The sequence below is a fragment of the Sphingobium yanoikuyae genome (assembly GCF_034424525.1).
GTDB classification, from domain to species: Bacteria; Pseudomonadota; Alphaproteobacteria; order Sphingomonadales; family Sphingomonadaceae; genus Sphingobium; species Sphingobium yanoikuyae.
The window spans coordinates 2545133-2563858 of record NZ_CP139979.1 but is presented as its reverse complement, the minus strand read 5'-3'; the positions used below and the strand labels follow the sequence as shown (position 1 = coordinate 2563858).

20 protein-coding genes and 2 tRNA genes are annotated in these 18726 nt (G+C 62.5%); 11 read left to right on the top strand and 11 right to left on the bottom strand.

The window, feature by feature from the left end; translation table 11 throughout:
* The 6 genes from U0025_RS11770 to dapB form a co-directional block, all read right to left on the bottom strand.
* The gene (locus U0025_RS11770) at positions 1–894 is read right to left on the bottom strand and encodes a hypothetical protein (protein ID WP_037490235.1); all 894 of its coding nucleotides are present in this window, start codon (positions 892–894) and stop codon (positions 1–3) included.
* 98 nt (positions 895–992) lie between these two features.
* Positions 993–1376 carry a hypothetical protein gene (locus U0025_RS11765; protein WP_157225178.1) on the bottom strand — a complete coding sequence of 128 codons (384 nt, stop codon included), beginning with the start codon at positions 1374–1376 and terminating at the stop codon, positions 993–995.
* Positions 1377–1431: 55 nt separating this feature from the next.
* Positions 1432–1508 (bottom strand) — tRNA-Arg (locus U0025_RS11760).
* 75 nt (positions 1509–1583) lie between these two features.
* Positions 1584–1970, bottom strand: a complete 387-nt coding sequence (locus U0025_RS11755; protein WP_004207578.1) for a hypothetical protein — start codon at positions 1968–1970, stop codon at positions 1584–1586.
* 78 nt (positions 1971–2048) lie between these two features.
* Complete coding sequence (gene nth / locus U0025_RS11750) at positions 2049–2708, bottom strand: endonuclease III (RefSeq protein ID WP_004207577.1); 660 nt, start codon at positions 2706–2708, stop codon at positions 2049–2051.
* 4 nt (positions 2709–2712) lie between these two features.
* Positions 2713–3477, bottom strand: a complete 765-nt coding sequence (dapB, locus tag U0025_RS11745; protein ID WP_004207576.1) for a 4-hydroxy-tetrahydrodipicolinate reductase — start codon at positions 3475–3477, stop codon at positions 2713–2715.
* Between the two features lie 184 nt (positions 3478–3661).
* Here dapB and U0025_RS11740 point away from each other — a divergent pair, with 184 nt between their 5' ends.
* From U0025_RS11740 to U0025_RS11725, 4 genes are all read left to right on the top strand, one after another.
* Positions 3662–4339 (top strand): fumarylacetoacetate hydrolase family protein, encoded by a 678-nt coding sequence (locus U0025_RS11740; RefSeq protein WP_004207575.1) that lies wholly within the window; start codon positions 3662–3664, stop codon positions 4337–4339.
* A gap of 23 nt (positions 4340–4362) precedes the next feature.
* Positions 4363–4662 carry a polyhydroxyalkanoic acid system family protein gene (locus U0025_RS11735; protein WP_004207574.1) on the top strand — a complete coding sequence of 100 codons (300 nt, stop codon included), beginning with the start codon at positions 4363–4365 and terminating at the stop codon, positions 4660–4662.
* Positions 4663–4729: 67 nt separating this feature from the next.
* A complete protein-coding gene (locus U0025_RS11730) occupies positions 4730–4987 on the top strand; it encodes a hypothetical protein (protein ID WP_004207573.1) in 258 nt (85 codons plus the stop codon).
* Positions 4984–5682 carry an NAD-dependent deacylase gene (locus U0025_RS11725; protein WP_004207572.1) on the top strand — a complete coding sequence of 233 codons (699 nt, stop codon included), beginning with the start codon at positions 4984–4986 and terminating at the stop codon, positions 5680–5682. The genes U0025_RS11730 and U0025_RS11725 overlap by 4 nt, the downstream gene beginning before the upstream one ends.
* Positions 5683–5688: 6 nt before the next feature.
* On the opposite strand, the gene U0025_RS11720 is transcribed toward U0025_RS11725, so the two are convergent.
* The 3 genes from U0025_RS11720 to U0025_RS11710 form a co-directional block, all read right to left on the bottom strand.
* On the bottom strand, positions 5689–6669 hold the full coding sequence (locus U0025_RS11720; RefSeq protein WP_004207571.1) for a FecR family protein: 981 nt from the start codon (positions 6667–6669) through the stop codon (positions 5689–5691).
* Complete coding sequence (locus tag U0025_RS11715; RefSeq protein ID WP_004207570.1) at positions 6638–7243, bottom strand: RNA polymerase sigma factor; 606 nt, start codon at positions 7241–7243, stop codon at positions 6638–6640. Before U0025_RS11715 ends, U0025_RS11720 begins: the two co-directional genes overlap by 32 nt.
* Positions 7244–7414: 171 nt before the next feature.
* Positions 7415–7615 (bottom strand): hypothetical protein, encoded by a 201-nt coding sequence (locus U0025_RS11710; protein ID WP_004207569.1) that lies wholly within the window; start codon positions 7613–7615, stop codon positions 7415–7417.
* Between the two features lie 119 nt (positions 7616–7734).
* On the opposite strand from U0025_RS11710, the gene U0025_RS11705 reads away from it, so the two are divergent.
* From U0025_RS11705 to U0025_RS11690, 4 genes are all read left to right on the top strand, one after another.
* Positions 7735–7819: transfer RNA gene (locus U0025_RS11705), tRNA-Leu, on the top strand.
* Between the two features lie 63 nt (positions 7820–7882).
* Positions 7883–9478, top strand: coding sequence for a trigger factor (tig, locus tag U0025_RS11700; protein WP_004207568.1), 1596 nt, complete (start codon positions 7883–7885; stop codon positions 9476–9478).
* Positions 9479–9730: 252 nt separating this feature from the next.
* Positions 9731–11140, top strand: a complete 1410-nt coding sequence (locus U0025_RS11695; RefSeq protein WP_037490232.1) for a hypothetical protein — start codon at positions 9731–9733, stop codon at positions 11138–11140.
* Between the two features lie 42 nt (positions 11141–11182).
* Positions 11183–12154, top strand: coding sequence for a glycosyltransferase family 2 protein (locus tag U0025_RS11690; RefSeq protein ID WP_004207566.1), 972 nt, complete (start codon positions 11183–11185; stop codon positions 12152–12154).
* Here U0025_RS11690 and U0025_RS11685 read toward each other — a convergent pair.
* Entirely contained in the window at positions 12136–12765 is a 630-nt protein-coding gene (locus tag U0025_RS11685; protein WP_010336052.1) for an HdeD family acid-resistance protein, read from the bottom strand. The two genes, U0025_RS11690 and U0025_RS11685, sit on opposite strands and share 19 nt — an antisense overlap.
* Before the next feature lie 131 nt (positions 12766–12896).
* Between U0025_RS11685 and clpP the strand changes: the two genes are divergently transcribed.
* The 3 genes from clpP to U0025_RS11670 all read left to right on the top strand — a co-directional run bounded on the left by clpP (position 12897) and on the right by U0025_RS11670 (position 17780).
* Positions 12897–13532: an ATP-dependent Clp endopeptidase proteolytic subunit ClpP gene (clpP, locus tag U0025_RS11680; RefSeq protein WP_004207564.1), complete on the top strand. Its 636-nt coding sequence runs from the start codon at positions 12897–12899 to the stop codon at positions 13530–13532.
* Between the two features lie 133 nt (positions 13533–13665).
* Positions 13666–14934, top strand: coding sequence for an ATP-dependent Clp protease ATP-binding subunit ClpX (gene clpX / locus U0025_RS11675; RefSeq protein WP_004207563.1), 1269 nt, complete (start codon positions 13666–13668; stop codon positions 14932–14934).
* 365 nt (positions 14935–15299) lie between these two features.
* Positions 15300–17780 carry a TonB-dependent receptor gene (locus tag U0025_RS11670; RefSeq protein WP_004207562.1) on the top strand — a complete coding sequence of 827 codons (2481 nt, stop codon included), beginning with the start codon at positions 15300–15302 and terminating at the stop codon, positions 17778–17780.
* Between the two features lie 212 nt (positions 17781–17992).
* Here U0025_RS11670 and mtgA read toward each other — a convergent pair whose 3' ends face one another.
* Positions 17993–18706, bottom strand: coding sequence for a monofunctional biosynthetic peptidoglycan transglycosylase (mtgA, locus tag U0025_RS11665; protein ID WP_037490228.1), 714 nt, complete (start codon positions 18704–18706; stop codon positions 17993–17995).
* Positions 18707–18726: the final 20 nt, after the last annotated feature.

Genomic DNA, 18726 nt, shown 5'->3' with positions numbered 1-18726 from the left:
CTAATGCATCATGCCAAAGCTGGCCTTGAGGAAGACGCCGAGGATCACATCATCCTTATCGGATGCATAGCCGATCTTGAAGCCGGGCAGCAGAGGCGATTTTTCTGATGGCAGGAAATAGAAGGGCAGTTCGACGCCGAAATCATCGTTTAGGCTGTCATAGGTGAATTTGGGCGAATAGCCGATATTCGCTCCGGCGATCTTGAGTTCCGGCGCGCGCCGATATTCGATGGAGAGGTTCAGCGAATCCTCGCGATCGGGGCCTTTCGGAGCCGCCTTGGCGCAATCCTTGTCCGGATCGGTCACCATTGGCTTGCACAATATCTGCTCTTCCGCCGCCTCATAGCTGGACTGATAGTCGATGCCGAAACTTACCATGCTCCTGCGATCTTTGGGGTAGAAGGCGAGGAAGCCGCCAATGCCCAGTTGTGGCTTCCAATCGCTATGCTTCGCCAGGCTGACCGGGTCGCGATAATGAAATTGGTTCATGCCGATCGAGACTTCGCTGCCGAATTGCCAGGCGTGGCTTTGGAAGCCCGTTGGCGCATCGCGCTTGGTCGCGCTGTAGCGGGACAGGCTGAAAGACAGGGACGGGCCGTCCGACAGCCCATCGAGCAATTGCGGGTCGATGAGGTCGGTGTCGTTGGCCAGCGGGACCGACAATGTCAGGCCATAGCTGGTCTGACGGAAGCGGACGGCGCCATCGGCATCCGATGGGCAAATGCGGGGCGGAAGCTTCCCGCCATAGCTGAGGCTGGTTCGGGCCTCGCCATTATTGACTTCCATCTCGCCGCCCAGACCCTGGAGCAGCGACGCGGTTCGGGCGGTGGGCGCTGCCATCTGTTGCAAGGACGGCGCCAGCCTTTGCGCCGTTGCCTTTTCATCCTGTGTCATTCCCGACGCGCCGGGGCAGGAGGGCAAATCGGTTTGCGCGGCCGCGATGGCGGGAAAGGTCGCCAGAGAAAGGCCTAGCAGGAGGTGGGCGCCTGGTTTCATACGGAGAACTTGGCGACGAGATGCTGGCCAGTCCGGTTGCCGGGCACGTCCAAAGTCAGGGGCCAGGTCGAGCCTTCAGGTAGCAACGTGGCCCCATCAATGGTGACAGTCACCGTCGCCCCGCTGCCATCGGCATCGATCACCAGTCGATGTTCGCCCTTTGCCAGCGATACCAGCGTTTCGAAGTCGCGATTGAAGTTGGTGATCGGGCGGTGGTCGATGAAAATCGCCCATGCCAGGACATCGTCGCTGGGTTCGACATGCAACAAATTCGCCATGCGTGCCTCCAAAACAGCAAATGTTTCGGATGGCGAACGTACAGGGGGGCGGGATATGCGCCAGTCGAACTGGATCGGAAATGGACCAATCGGCGCCAGCATTCTGTAATGCTAACATATGGAACTGCGCGTCAGCCGGCCGATCTATGCGGCGTTGTGGTGCACCCAAGTGGATTCGAACCACTGGCCTTTGCCTTCGGAGGGCAACGCTCTATCCAGCTGAGCTATGGGTGCATGACGCTGGTCAGAAGGGGCGCTTAGCAAAGGGCTTCGAACCGCGCCAGCCACAAAATCACCTGTTCCCGAAACTTATTTCGGGGCCTTCACCATCGGCTGGAATTTGCCCAGGCCACAGCTGGCGCCCGGTTGCAGGCCCGGCCCGGCGTTGAACAGCACGGTGATGATGTCGACCGAACAGAGCTGCGAGATGCTGGTGCGATAGGAAAAGCGTCGCTCGAAGCCCAGGCTGGGGCAGCTGTTGGGGAGGCTGTTGCGGTAGATTTTCTTGCCGCTCACCTCGAAATCGATGGTGCGATCGTCGCGGACGCTGCTCGATCGGATCTGGCTTATCGAGATGCAATCGACCGGATTGCCGCTGGGCACATAGGGATCCGGCTTGTCCTTGGTCTTGGCGAAAGCAGGCGTCAGGCCACAGGCCAGCAGCAGGCCGGCGGTGAGAATGGGGCGGATGGACATTGTCTCTCTCCTTCGTGCTGACAAGACGATTCGCGGAGCTGATTTCCGTACCGATCCTAGCACCGCCGTCGGGCGCGATCAGGCGGCTTTCGCGATGCTGCCGGGTGCCGGCGTCTTCGGCTTGAAGCGGCACAGGTCCGACACGATGCAGCGCCAGCATTCGGGCTTGCGCGCCTTGCAGACATAGCGGCCGTGCAGGATCAGCCAGTGATGCGCATCGCGGCGGAAGGGCTGGGGCACGCGCCTTTCCAGCTTGTCCTCGACCGCCAGCACGGTCTTGCCCGGCGCCAGGCCGGTGCGGTTGCCGACGCGGAAGATATGGGTGTCGACCGCGAAGGTTTCCTGCCCGAAGGCGGTATTGAGCACGACATTGGCGGTCTTGCGGCCGACGCCGGGCAGGGTGGTCAGCGCGTCGCGATCCTGCGGCACCTCACCGCCGAAATCGCGTACCAATATCTCGGACAGGGCGATGACATTCTTCGCCTTGGTGTTGAACAGGCCGATCGTCTTGATGTGCTGCTTGAGCGCATCCTCGCCCAGGTCGACCATCTGCTGCGGCGTTTCGACCTCGCGGAACAGGGCGCGGGTCGCCTTGTTGACGCCGACATCGGTGGCCTGCGCCGACAGGGTGACCGCGACCAGCAGCTGATAGGCATTGCCATATTCCAGCTCCGTCACCGGGGCGGGATTGGCCTCTGCCAGGCGGCTGAAAAAGTCGAAGATCTGGCCCTTGTTCATGGCATCAGAGCCCCAATACGCCCTTCATGTCATAGCGGCCGACCGGCTGGCCGGCGAGCCAGCGGGCACCCTTGATCGCGCCGCGCGCGAAGATGCTGCGGTTCTCGGCGCGATGGCCAAGCTCGATCCGCTCGCCTTCGGTCGCCAGGATGACCTGATGATCGCCCGCGACCGATCCACCGCGCAGCGCGGCAAAGCCGATCGCGCCCTTGGCGCGCGCGCCGGTGATGCCGTCGCGGCCGCGCTCGCTATGATCGGCCAGCGCGATGCCGCGCCCCTTCGCCGCCGCTTCGCCCAGCAGCAGCGCGGTGCCCGACGGCGCGTCCACCTTGTGGCGGTGATGCATTTCGACGATCTCGATATCCCAATCGTCGCCCAGGCTGGCGGCGGCCTTCTCCACCAGCGCGGCGAGCAGGTTGACGCCGAGCGAGGTATTGCCGGTCTGCAGCACCGGGATGCGGGCGGCCGCCTGATCGATCAGCGCATGATGCTCGCCCTCCAGCCCCGTCGTGCCGATCAGGATGGGCTTGTTTGCGGCGATGCAGGCGTCGAGATTGGCGGAAAGCGCGGCTGGCACGGAAAAGTCGATCAGCACATCGGCCGCCTGGGCCAATGCCAGCGGATCGCTGGTGATGGCGACGCCCGGCGCCAGTTCGCCGCTGCCGTCGCGATCGGTGCCGCCCGCTACGGTCAGCCCGGCTTCCGCCGCGGCCTGCGCGATGGCGCGGCCCATGCGCCCGGCGGCGCCGAAAATCCCGATGCTGGTCATGCCCTGATCCGTTCCTTGAAGATAAGTGAGCGCGCGATGCCAGAGCGGCGGCCCTTTGTCATCCGGCACCATGAATTTCTTGGGAAAGGGGACCGACCATGGCTAGGCGTTCGTTTGAGAAAGCCGGTACCGTACCGAAAAATCGCTCTTTCGCGATTTTTCGAACTGGCTCTAAGAGAGGGCCATGCTCGATCTTCCCCGACTCTCCGTTCCGACCCTGCCGATCGACGGCAGCGCCGATCGCTTTCCCGTCCGTCGCATCTTCTGCGTCGGGCAGAATTATGCCGAACATGCGCGCGAAATGGGCGGCGATCCCGATCGCGCGCCGCCCTTCTTCTTCACCAAGCCGGCCGATGCCGTGGTCGAGAATGGCGCGTCGCTGCCTTTCCCCTCGCGCACGCAGGATCTGCATCATGAGGTCGAACTGGTGGTCGCGCTCGGCGCGGGCGGTACGGATATCGCGGTCGAGGATGCGCCGGCGCTGATCTATGGCTGGGCGGTCGGCATCGACCTCACGCGCCGCGACATGCAGGCGGTCGCGAAGAAGGCGGGGCGTCCCTGGGACATGGCCAAGGGCTTTGATCGCTCCGCGCCGATCGGCCCGATCCATCCCGGCACCCCACCGGCCAGCGGTGCCATCGCGCTCAGCATCGACGGCGACCCGCGCCAGTCGGGCGACCTGGCCGACATGATCTGGTCGGTGCCCGAAATCATCGCCAATCTCTCCACCTATGTGGAACTGGCGCCCGGTGACCTGATCTTCACCGGCACGCCTGCCGGCGTCGGCCCGATCGCGCCCGGCCAGGCGGTGCAGGCGACCATCGCCGGCCTGCCGCCGCTCGACATCGCCTTTCAGAACTGACCATCAGAACAAGGATAAACAGGATGGATATCGACATTCCCCATGACCTCGGCCGTGACGAGGCGAAGCGCCGGGTGGAGCAGGGCCTGCCCAAGCTGGAACAGCATATCCCCGGCGGTGGCACCATGACCGCGACCTGGCCGTCCGACTATGCGCTGGACATGGAAATTTCGGCCATGGCCCAGACCATCCCGGTCAAGTTGCTGATCGAGGAGGACAAGGTACGCGGCACCGTATCGATCCCGATGTTCCTCAAGATGATGTCCGGCCCGATCTCCGACTTCATCAAGACCAGCGCCCAGAAGATGCTGACCAAGGCGTAAGGGACAAAGTGCGCAGGATTGGCGCCTACATGCGATATGCACCGTGGATTGAGTTGGGGCGGTTCTGATGAATGTTCTTGGCGAGACTATGGGTGGGGACATCTATCTGGCGCCAGGCACGCGAGTGCGCCTCGATAGTTTGGTCAACGACGAAGGTGCCGTTACCACAGAGCTTGGCGTCGTGGTGCATTGTTGGCGCGACGACGAAATTGGAATGTTCGATTGCTATGTCGCTTTTTTCGGTGCCAGCTTTCCCCAAGGCAAGCCTGAGGAGAAGCCTTATGTGCTGCGATATGCAGCAACTTCTTTAAGGGTGATTGCATGACCGACATCCGCAACATCGTCATCCTCACCGGCGCGGGTATTTCGGCCGAGAGCGGGCTTGCCACCTTTCGCGGGCCGGATGGCTTGTGGGAGGGGCATCGGGTGGAGGTTGTCTGCACCCCCGAAGCGCTGGCGCGCAATCCGGCCTTGGTGCATCGTTTCTATGACGAGCGGCGGGCGAAGCTGGCGGAGGTGGCGCCCAATCCCGCGCATGAGGCATTGGCTGCGCTCGACCGCGCCTGGCCCGGCGACCTGCTGATCGTCACCCAGAATGTCGATGACCTGCATGAGCGGGCAGGGGCGACCCGGCTGCTCCACATGCATGGGGAATTGAAGTCCGCCCTCTGTGCCGCCTGCGGCAAGGCGGTGGCCTGGGCCGATCCGCTGCCGCCCGGCAGTGCCTGCGCCGGTTGCGGCGCGCCCAGCCTGCGGCCCGACATCGTCTTCTTCGGCGAAATGCCCTATGATATGGAGCGGATCGAGGAAGCGCTGGCACAGGCCGACCTGTTCGTGTCGATCGGCACGTCGGGCGCGGTCTATCCGGCCGCCGGTTTCGTCCAGATGGCGCGCCATTATGGTGCCCGCACGCTGGAGCTCAATCTCGATCCGTCTGCGGGCAGCAGCTATTTCGAGGAAAGCCGGCTTGGCCCGGCAAGCAAACTTGTGCCCGCGCTGGTCCGCGACCTGCTCGGCTGACCGGCCTTATTCGCCGGGTGCCGCCATGATGTCGGCGCCATCGGGTTCGTCGCGATAAAGCAGCATCACCGATCCGTCCTCGCCATTCACCGCGCGGATCGGCAGGCTCAATTGCAGGGCGGACAGGAATTCCTTGCTGTCGCTGACGCGGAAGCGCCCGCCGACCCGCAGCGAGGAGACGCGGGCGTCACCGATCAGGATCGGCGCGCGGCGATAGCGGTTGAACTCGCTGGCCGCCTGCTCGATCGTTTCCCCGTCCAGCTCGACCATCTGGTCGCGCCAGGCGGTGCGCTGGTCGATCAGCTTGGGGCTGAGATGGGTGAGGTCGATGCTGCGCGACTGGATCACGGCGCCGCTGCCGGCGCTGACCTTTTCCAGCCCGCTATTGCCCGAATGGACCGTCACCGTCCCTTGCGTGACCGTCAGTTCCACCACCGACGGGCGCATGCGGACGTTGAAGGCGGTGCCGACGGCGCGGATCTGGGCTGATCGCACCTCCACGTCGAACGGGCGGCCCTTGTCATGGGCCACGTCGAAGGAGGCTTCGCCCTTCAGCACGCGCACCTTGCGGCCGATGTCGGTGAAGCGGACTTCCGCCTCGCTATTGCTGTTGAGGTGCAGGATGGAGCCGTCGGCCAGTGCGACGTCGCGGATCTGGCCGACCGCCGTCTCATAGCGGTCGACGCCGCTGAAGGTGCGGATGGTGACGATCGCGGCGACGATGAAGAAGGCGATGGCGATGCCGGCGGCGATCATGATGTTGCGCGACAGGCGGCGCTGCTGTTCCTCGCTGACGATCGCTTCGAGCGGGGGCAGATTGACTTCGGCGGCGGCGCTCTTCAGCCGCTCGGCCGCGTCCCAGGCGGCTTCGGCGCGGGCAAAGGCCACACCATGGCGCGGATCGGCCTCGATCCACGCACATATCTCGTCTTCGTCCTGGGGAGTAGGGTCGCTGTTAAGCCTGGCCAGCAGGCGCGCGGCTTCCAACGCGATCGCGTCCCTGTCCCCGCTGTTTGAACCTGGTCCCGACGCCTGCACGTTCGAAATCCGTTTCCTCACGTTCTGCCCAGGCCCGCATAACTATGCCGATCGCTTTGGCCAGATGTTTTTCAACAGTAGAAACGGACAGAGACATTTCCTCCGCTATTTCCAGCATCGATTTTTCGTGGATACGGCGAAGAATGAAGACGCGGCGGCACTGGGTGGGCAGCGAATCGACAATCGCCTCGACCTGGCGGAGCGCCTCGCGGGCGTGGAGTTGTGCCTCGATGGTGTTTTCGCCGCCCAGCAATTCCAGATCGGCGATCGTCTCGAAGCTCACCACCTTGTTGCGGCGGGCGGTGTCGATGACGAGGTTGCGGGCGATGGTGAAGAGATAGGCGCGCCCGGTGGTGACATTTTCCCAGTTCTCCGTGGCATAGGCACGGGCAAGAACTTCGGCGACCATGTCCTCCAACTCGTGGGTGGAGGGCAAAATGCGACGCAGGCGGCCCCTCAGGGCAGCTTCCTGCGGCAAAATCACGGTCTTGAACCACTCTAGCTTGGCGCGAACCCTATGCACGTCGACCCCCTTTTATGTCAGCGCGCCTCTCCTGAATTTCTTTTTGTTGTCACATTTCAATCATGGATTCCGGGGGGTGTCCAGCACGTGATTACGCATATTCCGTAATCCGCCATAAAAAGTTCCACCCTGTTGCAAAAAAGTTTTCAGGGGCCTTCTTTTGTTGCGTGGTTACGAAATTATGTCAGGCGGAACCTCGTCCGGCGCGCTGTCGGGCTGGTCATAATCGGGTTCGCCGGGGATGATTTCGGGCGGCTCGTTGATCGGAGTCTCGTCCGGAGTCGCGGGCGGCGGCGTTTCGGGCGGCGACTGGGGTTCGATCCGGTCGGGCGGGGGCAGGGTGTCGGGCGCTGGATCGGGCTGGGTGGCCATGCTATGCTCTCCTGCAAAGAAGAAGCTACGCGCGGGCAAGGACGCCGGTTCCACCAATGCATCCATATCCCTTGCTCTCGCCAATGCTTTTCTCTATGCCGCGCCGACCGGCGACCGATGCGGGCGTGGCGAAACTGGTAGACGCGCCAGATTTAGGTTCTGGTATCGCAAGATGTGGGGGTTCGAGTCCCTTCGCCCGCACCAGTGTCAGGCTTGGCTTGATCCGGCGCCAACGAGATTCAGCTAAGAAAGCGTTTGAGAGAAGAGATGCAGACTGTCGAGACGTTGAACGAGGGCCTGAAGCGCGCCTACACCGTGACCATCACGTCGAAGGATATCGACGCCCGCGTTGAGAAGGAAGTGCTGGCGATTGCGCCGCAGGTGCGCATGCCCGGCTTCCGCCCCGGCAAGGTGCCGGCGAACCTCGTCAAGAAGATGCATGGTGAAAGCCTGCAGCGTGACGCGCTCAACAATTCCATCCAGGAAAGCGTTCAGAAGCTGATCGCCGACCAGAAGCTGCGTCCCGCGATGCAGCCTTCGGTCGAGCTGGACGAAAGCTTCGAGTTCGGCAAGGACGCGCAGGTCAAGGTGGAACTGGAAGTTCTGCCCGTGATCGAAGCCCCGAGCATTGACGGTCTGAAGCTGGAACGCCTGACCGCCGAAGTCAGCGACGCGCAGGTCGAGGAACAGGCCGGCCGCATCGCGACCCAGCAGGGCGCGCTTGAAGAATATGCCGCCAGCCACAAGGCGAAGGACGGCGACACGCTGGTCATCGACTTCGTCGGCAAGGTCGACGGTGAAGCGTTCGAAGGCGGTTCGGCCGAAGGCGTGAAGCTGAAGATCGGCTCGGGCCAGTTCATCCCCGGCTTCGAAGAGCAGCTCGGCGGCGTGAAGAAGGGCGAAGAAAAGACCATCGAAGTCACCTTCCCCGAAGATTATGGCGCCGCGCACCTCGCCGGCAAGGCCGCGACCTTCGACGTGACCGTGCAGTCGGTGCTGAACGCCGACAAGCCCAAGCTCGATGACGATTTCGCCAAGTCGCTGGGCCTGGAAGGTCTCGACCAGCTCAAGGATCTGCTCAAGGGCCAGATCGAGCAGGAGCATAACGGCCTGACCCGCACCTACATGAAGCGCAAGCTGCTCGACCAGCTCGCCGCTTCGCACGACTTCGACGTTCCGCCGAGCATGGTGGAAGCCGAATTCAACCAGATCTGGCAGCAGCTTCAGCATGAAGCCAGCCATGAAGCCGATCCGGAAGCGGCTCTGGCCGAAATGGAAGCCGAGAAGGAAGATTATCGCGGTATCGCTGTGCGCCGCGTGCGCCTGGGCCTGCTGCTGTCGGAAATCGGCCAGGCCAACAATGTCGTCGTTTCGGACAATGAAATGAACCGTCTCATCATGCAGGCTGCCCAGCAGTACAGCCCGCAGGATCGTGAGCGTTTCGTGCAGTATGTCCGCCAGGATCCGATGGCCGCCGCCCAGCTGCGCGCGCCGCTCTATGAGGACAAGGTCGTCGACTTCCTGTTCGAAAAGGCGGAAGTCAGCGACCGCGCTGTCAGCCGTGAGGAACTGGAAGCCGCGATCGAAGCCGAAGATGGCGATCTGAAGCCCCATGTCCACGGTCCGGGCTGCGGCCATGATCACGACCATGACGACAAGCCCAAGGCGAAGAAGGCCGCTGCCAAGAAGAAGGCCGAGCCCGCCGAGGCCGAAGCCGTAGCCGAGGAAGCGCCCGCCAAGAAGGCTCCGGCCAAGAAGGCTGCCGCCAAGAAGGACGAAGCCCCGGCTGAGGAAGCTGCCGCCGAGGAAAAGCCCAAGGCGAAGAAGGCTCCCGCCAAGAAGGCCGCTGCCAAGGCTGAATAAGCCTTTCCAGCCAGCAAATCGGAACGCCCGTTCTTCCCGACAGGGAAGGGCGGGCGTTTTGCATGGTGTCTCGGGTGGCGATCAGCCCTCGGCGCGAACGCCGGGATCATACGCGCTTTTCCTGATCTTTATTTTTGCGCTGCAATATATTCTGATGAAGGCCCGAAACTAGGGATCAGGCGATGAACTGATCGCGGAGGGCTTATGCAAGTCGTCAAGGGCGGTTCTGGTCGGGGTCTTGGGCAATTGCTGATGAACAGGTGGCTCCTGGTGGGCGTCTGCCTGCTCCTGTTTCTCGCCTTCTTCCTCCTGCGCTTTCCCGGTGAGCCCAACAGCGACAGCAACAGCCAATATCATCAGATCGTCACTGGCCAGTTCAACGATTGGCATCCGCCGCTGATGGCGCGGATCTGGGAAGCGCTGACCCTGTTCGGCGCGGGCACCGGGCCGATCTTCGCCTTCGACACCATTTTCTACGGCTGCGGCGTTGCGCTGCTGGCCAGCCTGCCGGCGCGACGCGGCCGGTGGCTCTGCGCCTATTGCATGATCTTCCTCGCGGCCCAGCCGATGCTGCTGATGATGAGCGTCAACATCGCCAAGGACATCATGATGGCGGTGATGTTGCTGCTGGCCGTGGCGATCATCGGCGCGGTGCAGGAAGGGCTTGTCGCCGCGCGGCCGGCCCGGACGCTGTGCTGGGTGCTGGCGCTGCTGATCGTCGTCATGGCGGCGCTGGTCCGCAGCAATGCCGTGTTCCTGGTTGCGCCGATGCTGATCTTTGCCGGCCGGCCGGCGCTGATGGCACGGCCGGTGCTGATGCTGGCGCTGTCAGCGGTCGGCGGAGTGTTGCTGGTCCCGGCCAGCAATATCGTCAATCATCGCATCCTTGGCGCATCGGATGCCGGGGCGATCCGGTCGCTGCAGATATTCGACATCGCCGGCATCATGGTGCGGGGCGGGGATGATGTCCTGGCCGATCTGCCCGGCGCGCAGGCGCTGACTCAGGATGTCCATCGCTGCTACAGCCCGATCATGTGGGACACGCTGGCCTATGCCCACTGGAACTGCCATGTGCTCAAGAATGTCGAGCAGGCGATCCGGGATAGCGGGGGCGCATCGCTGTCGTCACGCTGGACTGGCGCGATCCGGCGTCATCCGCTGGCCTATCTGCGCCATCGCCTGATCCATTATAATTCGACCCTCTATTTCTGGGTGCCGGTCCATCATACCGAAGCCGTGCGCAAGCTGAACACCGCCGGTAACCGCGGCGGGTCGTTCAAGAACCGGCTGCTGGACCAGGTCCGTTATTCGCCGCTGACCTCGCCCGTGATGATGGTCGCGATCGCGCTGGTGCTGCTGCCCTGGATCATCGCCGCGCTGTACGTCTCGCGCGATGCGCTGCTGCGTGTCTGCGCGATATTGATATGGCTTGCCTTGATATATACAGGCACCTTCCTGCTTGTCGGGGTGGCGACCGATCAGCGCTATTTCTTCTTTACGACATTGGCGGTTTGTCTGGCCCTGCCGCTCGCATTGTCCGATGCGACGATAAGGGCCATGATGCGGCGACATTCGGCATTGGCGGTTGCAACGGTGGGTGTGCCGGCAGCCATATTGGCGCTGACCGTCGTTGCGCGATACATGTTGCCGCCGCCGGTCTGACGGGCGGCGGCCATATTTGGTCAGCATAGGTTGGGGCAATTTATGGATATGGACAATCTTTCGAACCTTGGCGTGGGCCACCCCCGCGTCGCCGTTATCCTGCCCTGCTATAATGAGGCCGGGGCGATCGTGCAGACGGTGGAGGATTTCCGCCGCGCGCTGCCCCATGCCGAAATCTATGTCTTCGACAATAACAGCAGCGACGGCAGCCGCGAACTGGCGGCCGGCGCGGGCGCGATCGTTCGCCGCGTCGCGCAACAGGGCAAGGGCCATGTCGTGCGCCGCATGTTCGCCGATGTCGATGCCGATATCTACATCATGGCCGATGGCGACGCGACCTATGAAGCGGCCGCCGCGCCGCAGATGATCGCCGCCATGCTGCAGGATAATCTCGACATGGTGGTGGGCTGTCGACGCGACCAGGTGGAGGCAGCCTATCGGCGTGGCCATCGCTTCGGCAACTGGGCGCTCACCAGCCTGCTCAAGCAGCTTTTCGGCCGCAGCTTCACCGATATCCTGTCGGGCTACCGCGTCTTCTCGCGCCGTTTCGTCAAAAGCTTCCCGGTGCTGTCCGCCGGCTTCGAGATCGAGACCGAGATCAGCGTCCATGCGCTCGAACTGGCGATGCCGGTGTCCGAAGTGATGACCGCCTATGGCGCGCGGCCCGAAGGGTCGGTGAGCAAGCTTTCGACCTATCGCGACGGCTGGCGCATCCTGCGCACGATCATCACCCTTTATCGCATCGAACGGCCGATCCTCTTCTTCGGCATCATCGCGGCCTTCCTGGCAGCGCTGGGCCTTGGCCTCGCGGCGCCGCTGATCGTCACCTATGCCCAGACCGGGCTGGTGCCGCGCTTCCCGACCGCGATCCTGGTCACCGGCCTCATGATCCTGGCGACCTTGAGCGGCATGTGCGGCCTCATCCTCGACACGGTGGTGCGCGGCCGCCGCGAAGTGCGGCGGCTCGCCTATCTCGCCTTCCGTGCGCCGAGCGACTACGCCTTGAAGGACTGAACCCGGCGGCGCAGTCGCATCGCCAGGATCAGCAGGGTGACGCCCGTCACCAGCGCGTAGAAGCCGATGCCCCAGCCCAGCATCGCCACCGACACATGCGGGTTGGCAAGGGCCAAATAGAGGACGAACAGCCCCAGCAGCAGCGAAAGCAGGCCGCTCAGCGCCAGCAGCCATTCGCCCTCTATCTCCTTGCGCAGTCGGATCGCGGCGATGATTTCCAGCCCGCCGGCGATGATCGCCCAGCCTGCGATCAGGAACACGGTCAGCAGCGCATAGGTGATCGTCATCGCGATCGGGGTGACGATGAAGATGATGCCAACGGCAATGCCCAGCAGCCCGCGCAGCAGCATCGCGCCCCAGTGGCGGCCATGCCCCATCCGGCGAAAGGCGCTGATGGCCGAGAATATGCCGTCGACCAGGGCATAGACCGCGAAGATCAGCGTCAGCGCGAACAGTGCGCTGAACGGGTAGGCCAGGGCGATGATGCCCAGGATGATCGAGACCACGCCACGCAGCGCCAGCGCCTTCCAACCGAAGGAGAAGGCGGCGATCAGCCCCGGTCCGGCCCGACCGTCATGGGGCGGAATATCGGAATGCACGTCGGAAACCATCGGCTTGTTCCCCCTGTCGCGATTTGAAACGATTGTGGAACGGTAGGGGTGACACATGGTTCCCCCTTGAACCAGTCGGGTTTTGTGCCGATGTAGGGGGCCGGGCAAAAGCACCTGACTGAAAGAGCACAATGACCAACATCATGCATGATCCCATGGCCGCGCTGGTTCCCATCGTCATCGAGCAATCGAACCGTGGCGAGCGCAGCTTCGATATTTACTCGCGTCTTCTGCGCGAGCGGATCATCTTCGTGACCGGCCAGGTCGAGGACCATATGGCCTCGCTGATCGTCGCCCAGCTTCTGTTCCTCGAATCGGAAAATCCGAAGAAGGACATCTGGATGTACATCAACTCGCCGGGCGGCGTCGTCACGGCGGGCATGGCGATCCACGACACGATGAAATATATCCGCCCCCAGGTCGGCACCGTCTGCATCGGCCAGGCCGCTTCGATGGGCAGCTTCCTGCTGGCCGCTGGCGAGCCGGGCAAGCGCATCGCGCTCAGCAACGCCCGCATCATGGTCCACCAGCCGTCGGGCGGCGCCCAGGGCATGGCGTCCGATATCGAGATCCAGGCCAAGGAAATCCTTCGGATTCGCCGCCGCCTCAACGATCTCTACGTGAAATATACCGGCCAGTCGCTGGAAGCGGTGGAACGGGCGATGGACCGCGACACCTTCCTGGAGGCTGACGAAGCCAAGGCGTTCGGTCTGGTCGACGAAGTGTTCGATCGCCGCCCGGCCGCTGCGGAATCCGCAGAAGCCTAAAGGCGATCTTTACCGGGGCGCGGTACATCACCTCTTGTGAAACCGCCGTGCCCCGGTCTAGGATGGCCTTTGGACCAGAATATCCCCGGCCAGATCCGGCATGGTGCCGACGGCGGGGAGGAAAGATTGGCGAATGACTAAGCTTACGGGCTCCGATTCAAAAAGCACGCTTTACTGCTCCTTCTGCGGCAAGTCGCAGCATGAGGTGCGCAAGCTGATCGCGGGGCCGACCGTCTTCATCTGCGATGAATGCGTGGAACTGTGCAACGACATCATTCGCGAGGAGACCAAGGGCGGTCTCGTCGGCAAGAAGGATGGCGGCGTGCCGACCCCGCAGGAAATCTGCGATGTGCTCGACGATTATGTGATCGGTCAGAAGCGCGCCAAGCGCGTCCTGTCGGTTGCGGTCCACAATCATTACAAGCGCCTCAACCACGGCTCCAAGCCGGGCGAGGTGGAACTGGCCAAGTCGAACATCCTGCTTGTCGGCCCGACCGGCTGCGGCAAGACGCTGCTGGCACAGACGCTGGCCAAGACCTTCGACGTGCCCTTCACCATGGCGGATGCCACCACGCTGACCGAAGCCGGCTATGTCGGCGAGGACGTGGAGAACATCATCCTCAAGCTGCTCCAGGCGTCCGACTATAATGTCGAGAAGGCGCAGCGCGGCATCGTCTATATCGACGAGATCGACAAGATCAGCCGCAAGGCCGAAAACCCGTCGATCACGCGCGACGTGTCGGGTGAGGGCGTGCAGCAGGCGCTGCTCAAGCTGATGGAAGGCACGACCGCCTCGGTTCCGCCGCAGGGTGGCCGCAAGCATCCGCAGCAGGAATTCCTGCAGGTCGACACGACCAACATCCTGTTCATCTGCGGCGGCGCGTTCGCGGGTCTGGAAAAGATTATCGGCGACCGTCTGGAAGCCAAGTCGATCGGCTTCGGCGCCCATGTTGCGGCCCCCGAAGAGCGCAAGACCGGTGAACTGCTGCGTCAGAGCGAACCGGAGGATCTGCTGAAGTTCGGCCTGATCCCCGAATTCGTCGGCCGTCTGCCGGTGATCGCGACGCTGGAGGATCTGGACGTGACCGCACTGGTCAAGATCCTGGTCGAGCCCAAGAACGCGCTGGTCAAGCAATATGGCAAGCTGTTCGACATGGAGAATGTCGAACTGAGCTTCACCGACGATGCGCTGACCGCGATCGCGAAGAAGGCAATCGAGCGCAAGACCGGCGCTCGCGGCCTGCGTTCGATCCTGGAAGCGATCCTGCTCGATACCATGTTCGACCTGCCCTCGATGGAGGGTGTGGGTGAAGTGGTGGTCGACAAGGATGTCGTCGCCGGGACCAAGGAACCGATTCGCGTGTTCAGCGAGAAGGACAAGCGCGCGGAAGACGCCGCCTAGTTCATTCGCCGTTCAGGCTGGAACAAAAGGGGCCGGTGGACCATCCACCGGCCCCTTTTTCGTGCAAGTCTTTCGCACTGCACAAAATTTCCTGCGCCGTTGCATAATTGCACCAGTGTTGGCGTGTGTAAAATTTCGACATATTATGCAATAAAATCAATATGATAGTTTGATGTTTCGGCCTGTTTTTCAGTGCCTTGCCCAGATGCTCTTCCAATTGTGACAGTCCCGCACCTGCATTGTAACATAATTGCAATCATAGCATCACAGGGGCGTCGCCAGTGGCCGCCAGATGCGGCGCCGGCTCGAAGAGCAAAATGGTTATGGCGCCGTGGGGCGCACTCTTGAAAAAGGGACAAGGGTCAATGAAGCAGTTTCTCAAGTGCAGCGCCGCGATTCTCGCCGTCGCTGCCCCGGCTGTCGCTTTCGCGCAGTCGACCGGTTCGCAGGATTTCGAAGATTCGATCGTCGTCACCGGTGCAGTGGTGAACCAGGGTGTCGGCGGCGTGAAGATCCCTGACTCGCCCAAGGCGAAGGTCGTTCTGACCCAGGAAATCATCGAGCGTCAGCGCCCCGGCCAGACCGTCAACGAAATCATTAACCTGGTGCCGGGCGTCAGCTTCACCAACAACGATCCCTGGGGGTCGTCGGGCGGCAGCTTCACCATCCGTGGCTTCAGCTCGGATCGTATCGCCCAGATCCTCGATGGTATTCCGATGAATGACTCGGGTAACTATGCCATCTACACCAACCAGCAGATCGACCCCGAACTGGTCGAAAGCATCAACGTCAACCTCGGCGCGACCGATGTCGACAGCCCGACCGCTGCTGCGGTTGGCGGCACCGTCAACATCAACTCGCTGACCCCCAGCGACGATTTCGGTGCGCTGGCCAGCGTCAGCTACGGCAACATCGCGGCCAAGGGTGCCGGCGATCGTCCGATGCACCGCGTGTTCGGCATGATCCAGACCGGCGATTTCACCGGCCATGGCACCAAGGCGTGGGTTTCGGCCTCGCGCGCTTATAACGAAGCGTCGTTCGCCAACTACGGCAAGGTCGACAAGGCCCAGTATAACGGCAAGATCTACCAGGAGATCGGCAGCAATGGCGACTTCATCTCGCTGGCTGCGCACTATAACGTGAACCGCAACAACTTCGGTGGTTCGCCCGGTTCGGCTGCCGCTTTCTCGGGTGACAAGAGCGCCCGTTTCTATGACGTCGGCGGTGCGGGCGCACCCTGCGTCCTGCCGACGCCGGTTGCTGGTGTCGCTGACCAGCTTCCTTCGGGCTATTGCGGCTCGCAGTGGGAGCGTCGCTACAATCCGTCGAACACCGGCATTCAGCGCATGAGCACGCGCCTGACGCTGACCGACAAGCTGATCTTCTCGGCCGATGCTGCCTACAGCACCACCAAGGCCAATGGCGGCGGCGGCGTGGCAGCTTATGAAAGCTTCTACTATCAGAACGGCCAGGCCTATACCGGCTATTTCGGCGGCTCGGCCTATTTCGGCAACGACCTGAATGGTGACGGCGAACTCGGCGTTGACGCGAATGGCAATGGCCGCGTCGACCCGACGGAATCGGATCGCACCGCGATCGTCAATCCCAGCCAGACGAACACCCGTCGTTGGGTCGCCATCGCGAACCTCGCTTATGAATTTGACGCAAACAACCGTCTGCGTCTGTCGTACAGCTTCGATCGCGCCCGTCACCGCCAGACCGGCGAAGCTGCGCTGCTCGATCATAACGGCGAGCCGCTGGACGTCTTCCCGGTCAATGATCCGCTGACCGATTCCGTCGGCAACATCCTGCAGAAGCGTGATCGCAAGTCCTACGCGACCCTGAACCAGGTCGCTGGCGAATATCGCGGCATGTTCGTCGATGAACGTCTGATCGTGAACCTCGGCGTTCGCGCGCCCTTCTTCAAGCGCGAACTGAACCAGAACTGCTTCACCACGGCCGCCAACGGCAATGTGAACTGCGTCGCCAGTGGCGACGTCGCGGCTTATGCTCTGGCCAATCCGACCTTCGCCGCGCCGCAGCAGCGCGTCTACAAGTATGACAAGCTTCTGCCCAACGTCGGCGCAATCTTCAAGATCACGCCGGAAGTGAGCGTCGCGGGTAGCTACGCCGCCAACATCTCGGTTCCGGGCACCGACACGCTCTACAACTCGATCTTCCTGCCGGCGACCAACGCCGCATCGAAGCCGGTTGCCGAAACGTCGGACAGCTTCGACCTGGCCCTGCGCTACCAGAACAACATCGTTCAGGCGGCTGTCACCGGCTGGTACGCGAAGTACAAGAACCGTATCGCTTCGGCCTACAGCTTCGAATGCGATTGCTCGATCGACACCAATCTGGGTGGCGTGAAGAAGTATGGCATCGACGCCAACGTGTCGGTTCGCCCGATGGATGGCCTGCTGGTTTACGCATTCGGTTCGTGGATCGAATCGGAAATCGGTGCCGACGTCCAGACTGGCGCGAACAGCTTCGCAGCGACCAAGGGCAACCGCGAACGCAGCGCTCCGGGCTATCTGTGGGGCGGTCGCATTCAGGGTACGCTGGGTCCGGTTGATCTGGGCGCCCAGATCAAGCGCACCGGTTCGCGTTGGCTGAACGACATCAACACCTTCAAGGTGGCGGGTTACACCGTTGTCGACCTCGACCTGCGTTATAACCTGAAGGACATGGGTCTGGACAAGGCCTTCTTCCAGCTGAACGTGTCGAACCTGTTCGACAAGTTCTACATCGGTTCGTTCAGCGGCGGCCTGACCACCGCGTCGAGCACGAACGTCAACTTCGGTGCTCCGCGCGCGATCAGCGGCTCGCTGGTGATCGGCTTCTAAGTCAGGCGCCGGCAGGTAAAAAGGAAGGGAGGCGCGGAGCGATCCGCGCCTCCCTTTTTCATGTCCTATTCGCCGCCGCTCGATTATGATCGGGGACCGGGCAGTGTGCGCTTTCCGATAGGATCAGGGCAGCGCAATAAAATGTCGAAATGTGCGGGAAATATGGGAAGTTAAGCGCCCGATTTCCTATTTTCGGGCGCCCGGCCGCTGCCTCAGTTCAGGCAGTCGTCCAGCCCGTCGCGCTGCACCACGGGGATGCGCGCGGAGATGCTGTTGCCATAGCGGCGGGTGAAGCCATGCGGATCGATCGCCTCGCGCTTCTTGGGCAGCGGCAACACCGCCGCCAGCCGCGCTGCCTCGGCCCGGCTCAGCTTGCCCGCGCCATGGCCGAAATAGCGGATCGATCCGGCCTGCACGCCATAGGTGCCGATGCCGGTCTCCGCGACGTTCAGATAGACTTCCATGATCCGCCGCTTGCCCCAGATCGCCTCGATCAGCACGGTGAACCAGGCCTCGAAGCCCTTGCGGACGAAACCGCCACCCTGCCACAGGAAGACATTCTTCGCCGTTTGCTGGCTGATCGTGGAGCCGCCGCGAATGCGCCCGCCGCTGGCATTGTGGCGCATGGCCTGGGCAATTGCGACCGCGTCGAAACCATGATGGCTGCAGAAGCGACTATCCTCCGCCGCGATCGCCGCGCGCGGCATGTCCGGGTCGATCGCGTCCAGGCGCTTCCATTCCTTGGTGATGCCATTGGGATCGAGCAGCATGGTAATGGTCACCGGCGGCGGCACGAAGCGATAGATGACCACGGTGCCGACCGACAGGCCGACAAAGCCGATGGCGACCTTGAGGGGGATGCTGATCCAGCGGGAACGACGTTTCTGGGCGGAGGCAGGCTTGGGCGCGGCTTTGGCTTTTTTCATGGGCCGCAAACTAGCGTCCC

Excerpts from the sequence above, each read along its gene's own strand:
- U0025_RS11695 (WP_037490232.1), top strand. The coding sequence starts at position 9,731 with ATGAACAGGTGGCTCCTGGTGGGCGTCTGCCTGCTCCTGTTTCTCGCC.
- U0025_RS11740 (WP_004207575.1), top strand. The coding sequence starts at position 3,662 with ATGCTCGATCTTCCCCGACTCTCCGTTCCGACCCTGCCGATCGACGGC.
- tig (WP_004207568.1), top strand. The coding sequence starts at position 7,883 with ATGCAGACTGTCGAGACGTTGAACGAGGGCCTGAAGCGCGCCTACACC.
- U0025_RS11765 (WP_157225178.1), bottom strand. The coding sequence starts at position 1,376 with ATGCTGGCGCCGATTGGTCCATTTCCGATCCAGTTCGACTGGCGCATA.
- U0025_RS11735 (WP_004207574.1), top strand. The coding sequence starts at position 4,363 with ATGGATATCGACATTCCCCATGACCTCGGCCGTGACGAGGCGAAGCGC.
- U0025_RS11770 (WP_037490235.1), bottom strand. The coding sequence starts at position 894 with ATGACACAGGATGAAAAGGCAACGGCGCAAAGGCTGGCGCCGTCCTTG.
- mtgA (WP_037490228.1), bottom strand. The coding sequence starts at position 18,706 with ATGAAAAAAGCCAAAGCCGCGCCCAAGCCTGCCTCCGCCCAGAAACGT.
- U0025_RS11755 (WP_004207578.1), bottom strand. The coding sequence starts at position 1,970 with ATGTCCATCCGCCCCATTCTCACCGCCGGCCTGCTGCTGGCCTGTGGC.
- U0025_RS11725 (WP_004207572.1), top strand. The coding sequence starts at position 4,984 with ATGACCGACATCCGCAACATCGTCATCCTCACCGGCGCGGGTATTTCG.
- U0025_RS11685 (WP_010336052.1), bottom strand. The coding sequence starts at position 12,765 with ATGGTTTCCGACGTGCATTCCGATATTCCGCCCCATGACGGTCGGGCC.
- clpP (WP_004207564.1), top strand. The coding sequence starts at position 12,897 with ATGACCAACATCATGCATGATCCCATGGCCGCGCTGGTTCCCATCGTC.
- U0025_RS11690 (WP_004207566.1), top strand. The coding sequence starts at position 11,183 with ATGGATATGGACAATCTTTCGAACCTTGGCGTGGGCCACCCCCGCGTC.
- nth (WP_004207577.1), bottom strand. The coding sequence starts at position 2,708 with ATGAACAAGGGCCAGATCTTCGACTTTTTCAGCCGCCTGGCAGAGGCC.
- dapB (WP_004207576.1), bottom strand. The coding sequence starts at position 3,477 with ATGACCAGCATCGGGATTTTCGGCGCCGCCGGGCGCATGGGCCGCGCC.
- U0025_RS11730 (WP_004207573.1), top strand. The coding sequence starts at position 4,730 with ATGAATGTTCTTGGCGAGACTATGGGTGGGGACATCTATCTGGCGCCA.
- U0025_RS11710 (WP_004207569.1), bottom strand. The coding sequence starts at position 7,615 with ATGGCCACCCAGCCCGATCCAGCGCCCGACACCCTGCCCCCGCCCGAC.
- U0025_RS11670 (WP_004207562.1), top strand. The coding sequence starts at position 15,300 with ATGAAGCAGTTTCTCAAGTGCAGCGCCGCGATTCTCGCCGTCGCTGCC.
- clpX (WP_004207563.1), top strand. The coding sequence starts at position 13,666 with ATGACTAAGCTTACGGGCTCCGATTCAAAAAGCACGCTTTACTGCTCC.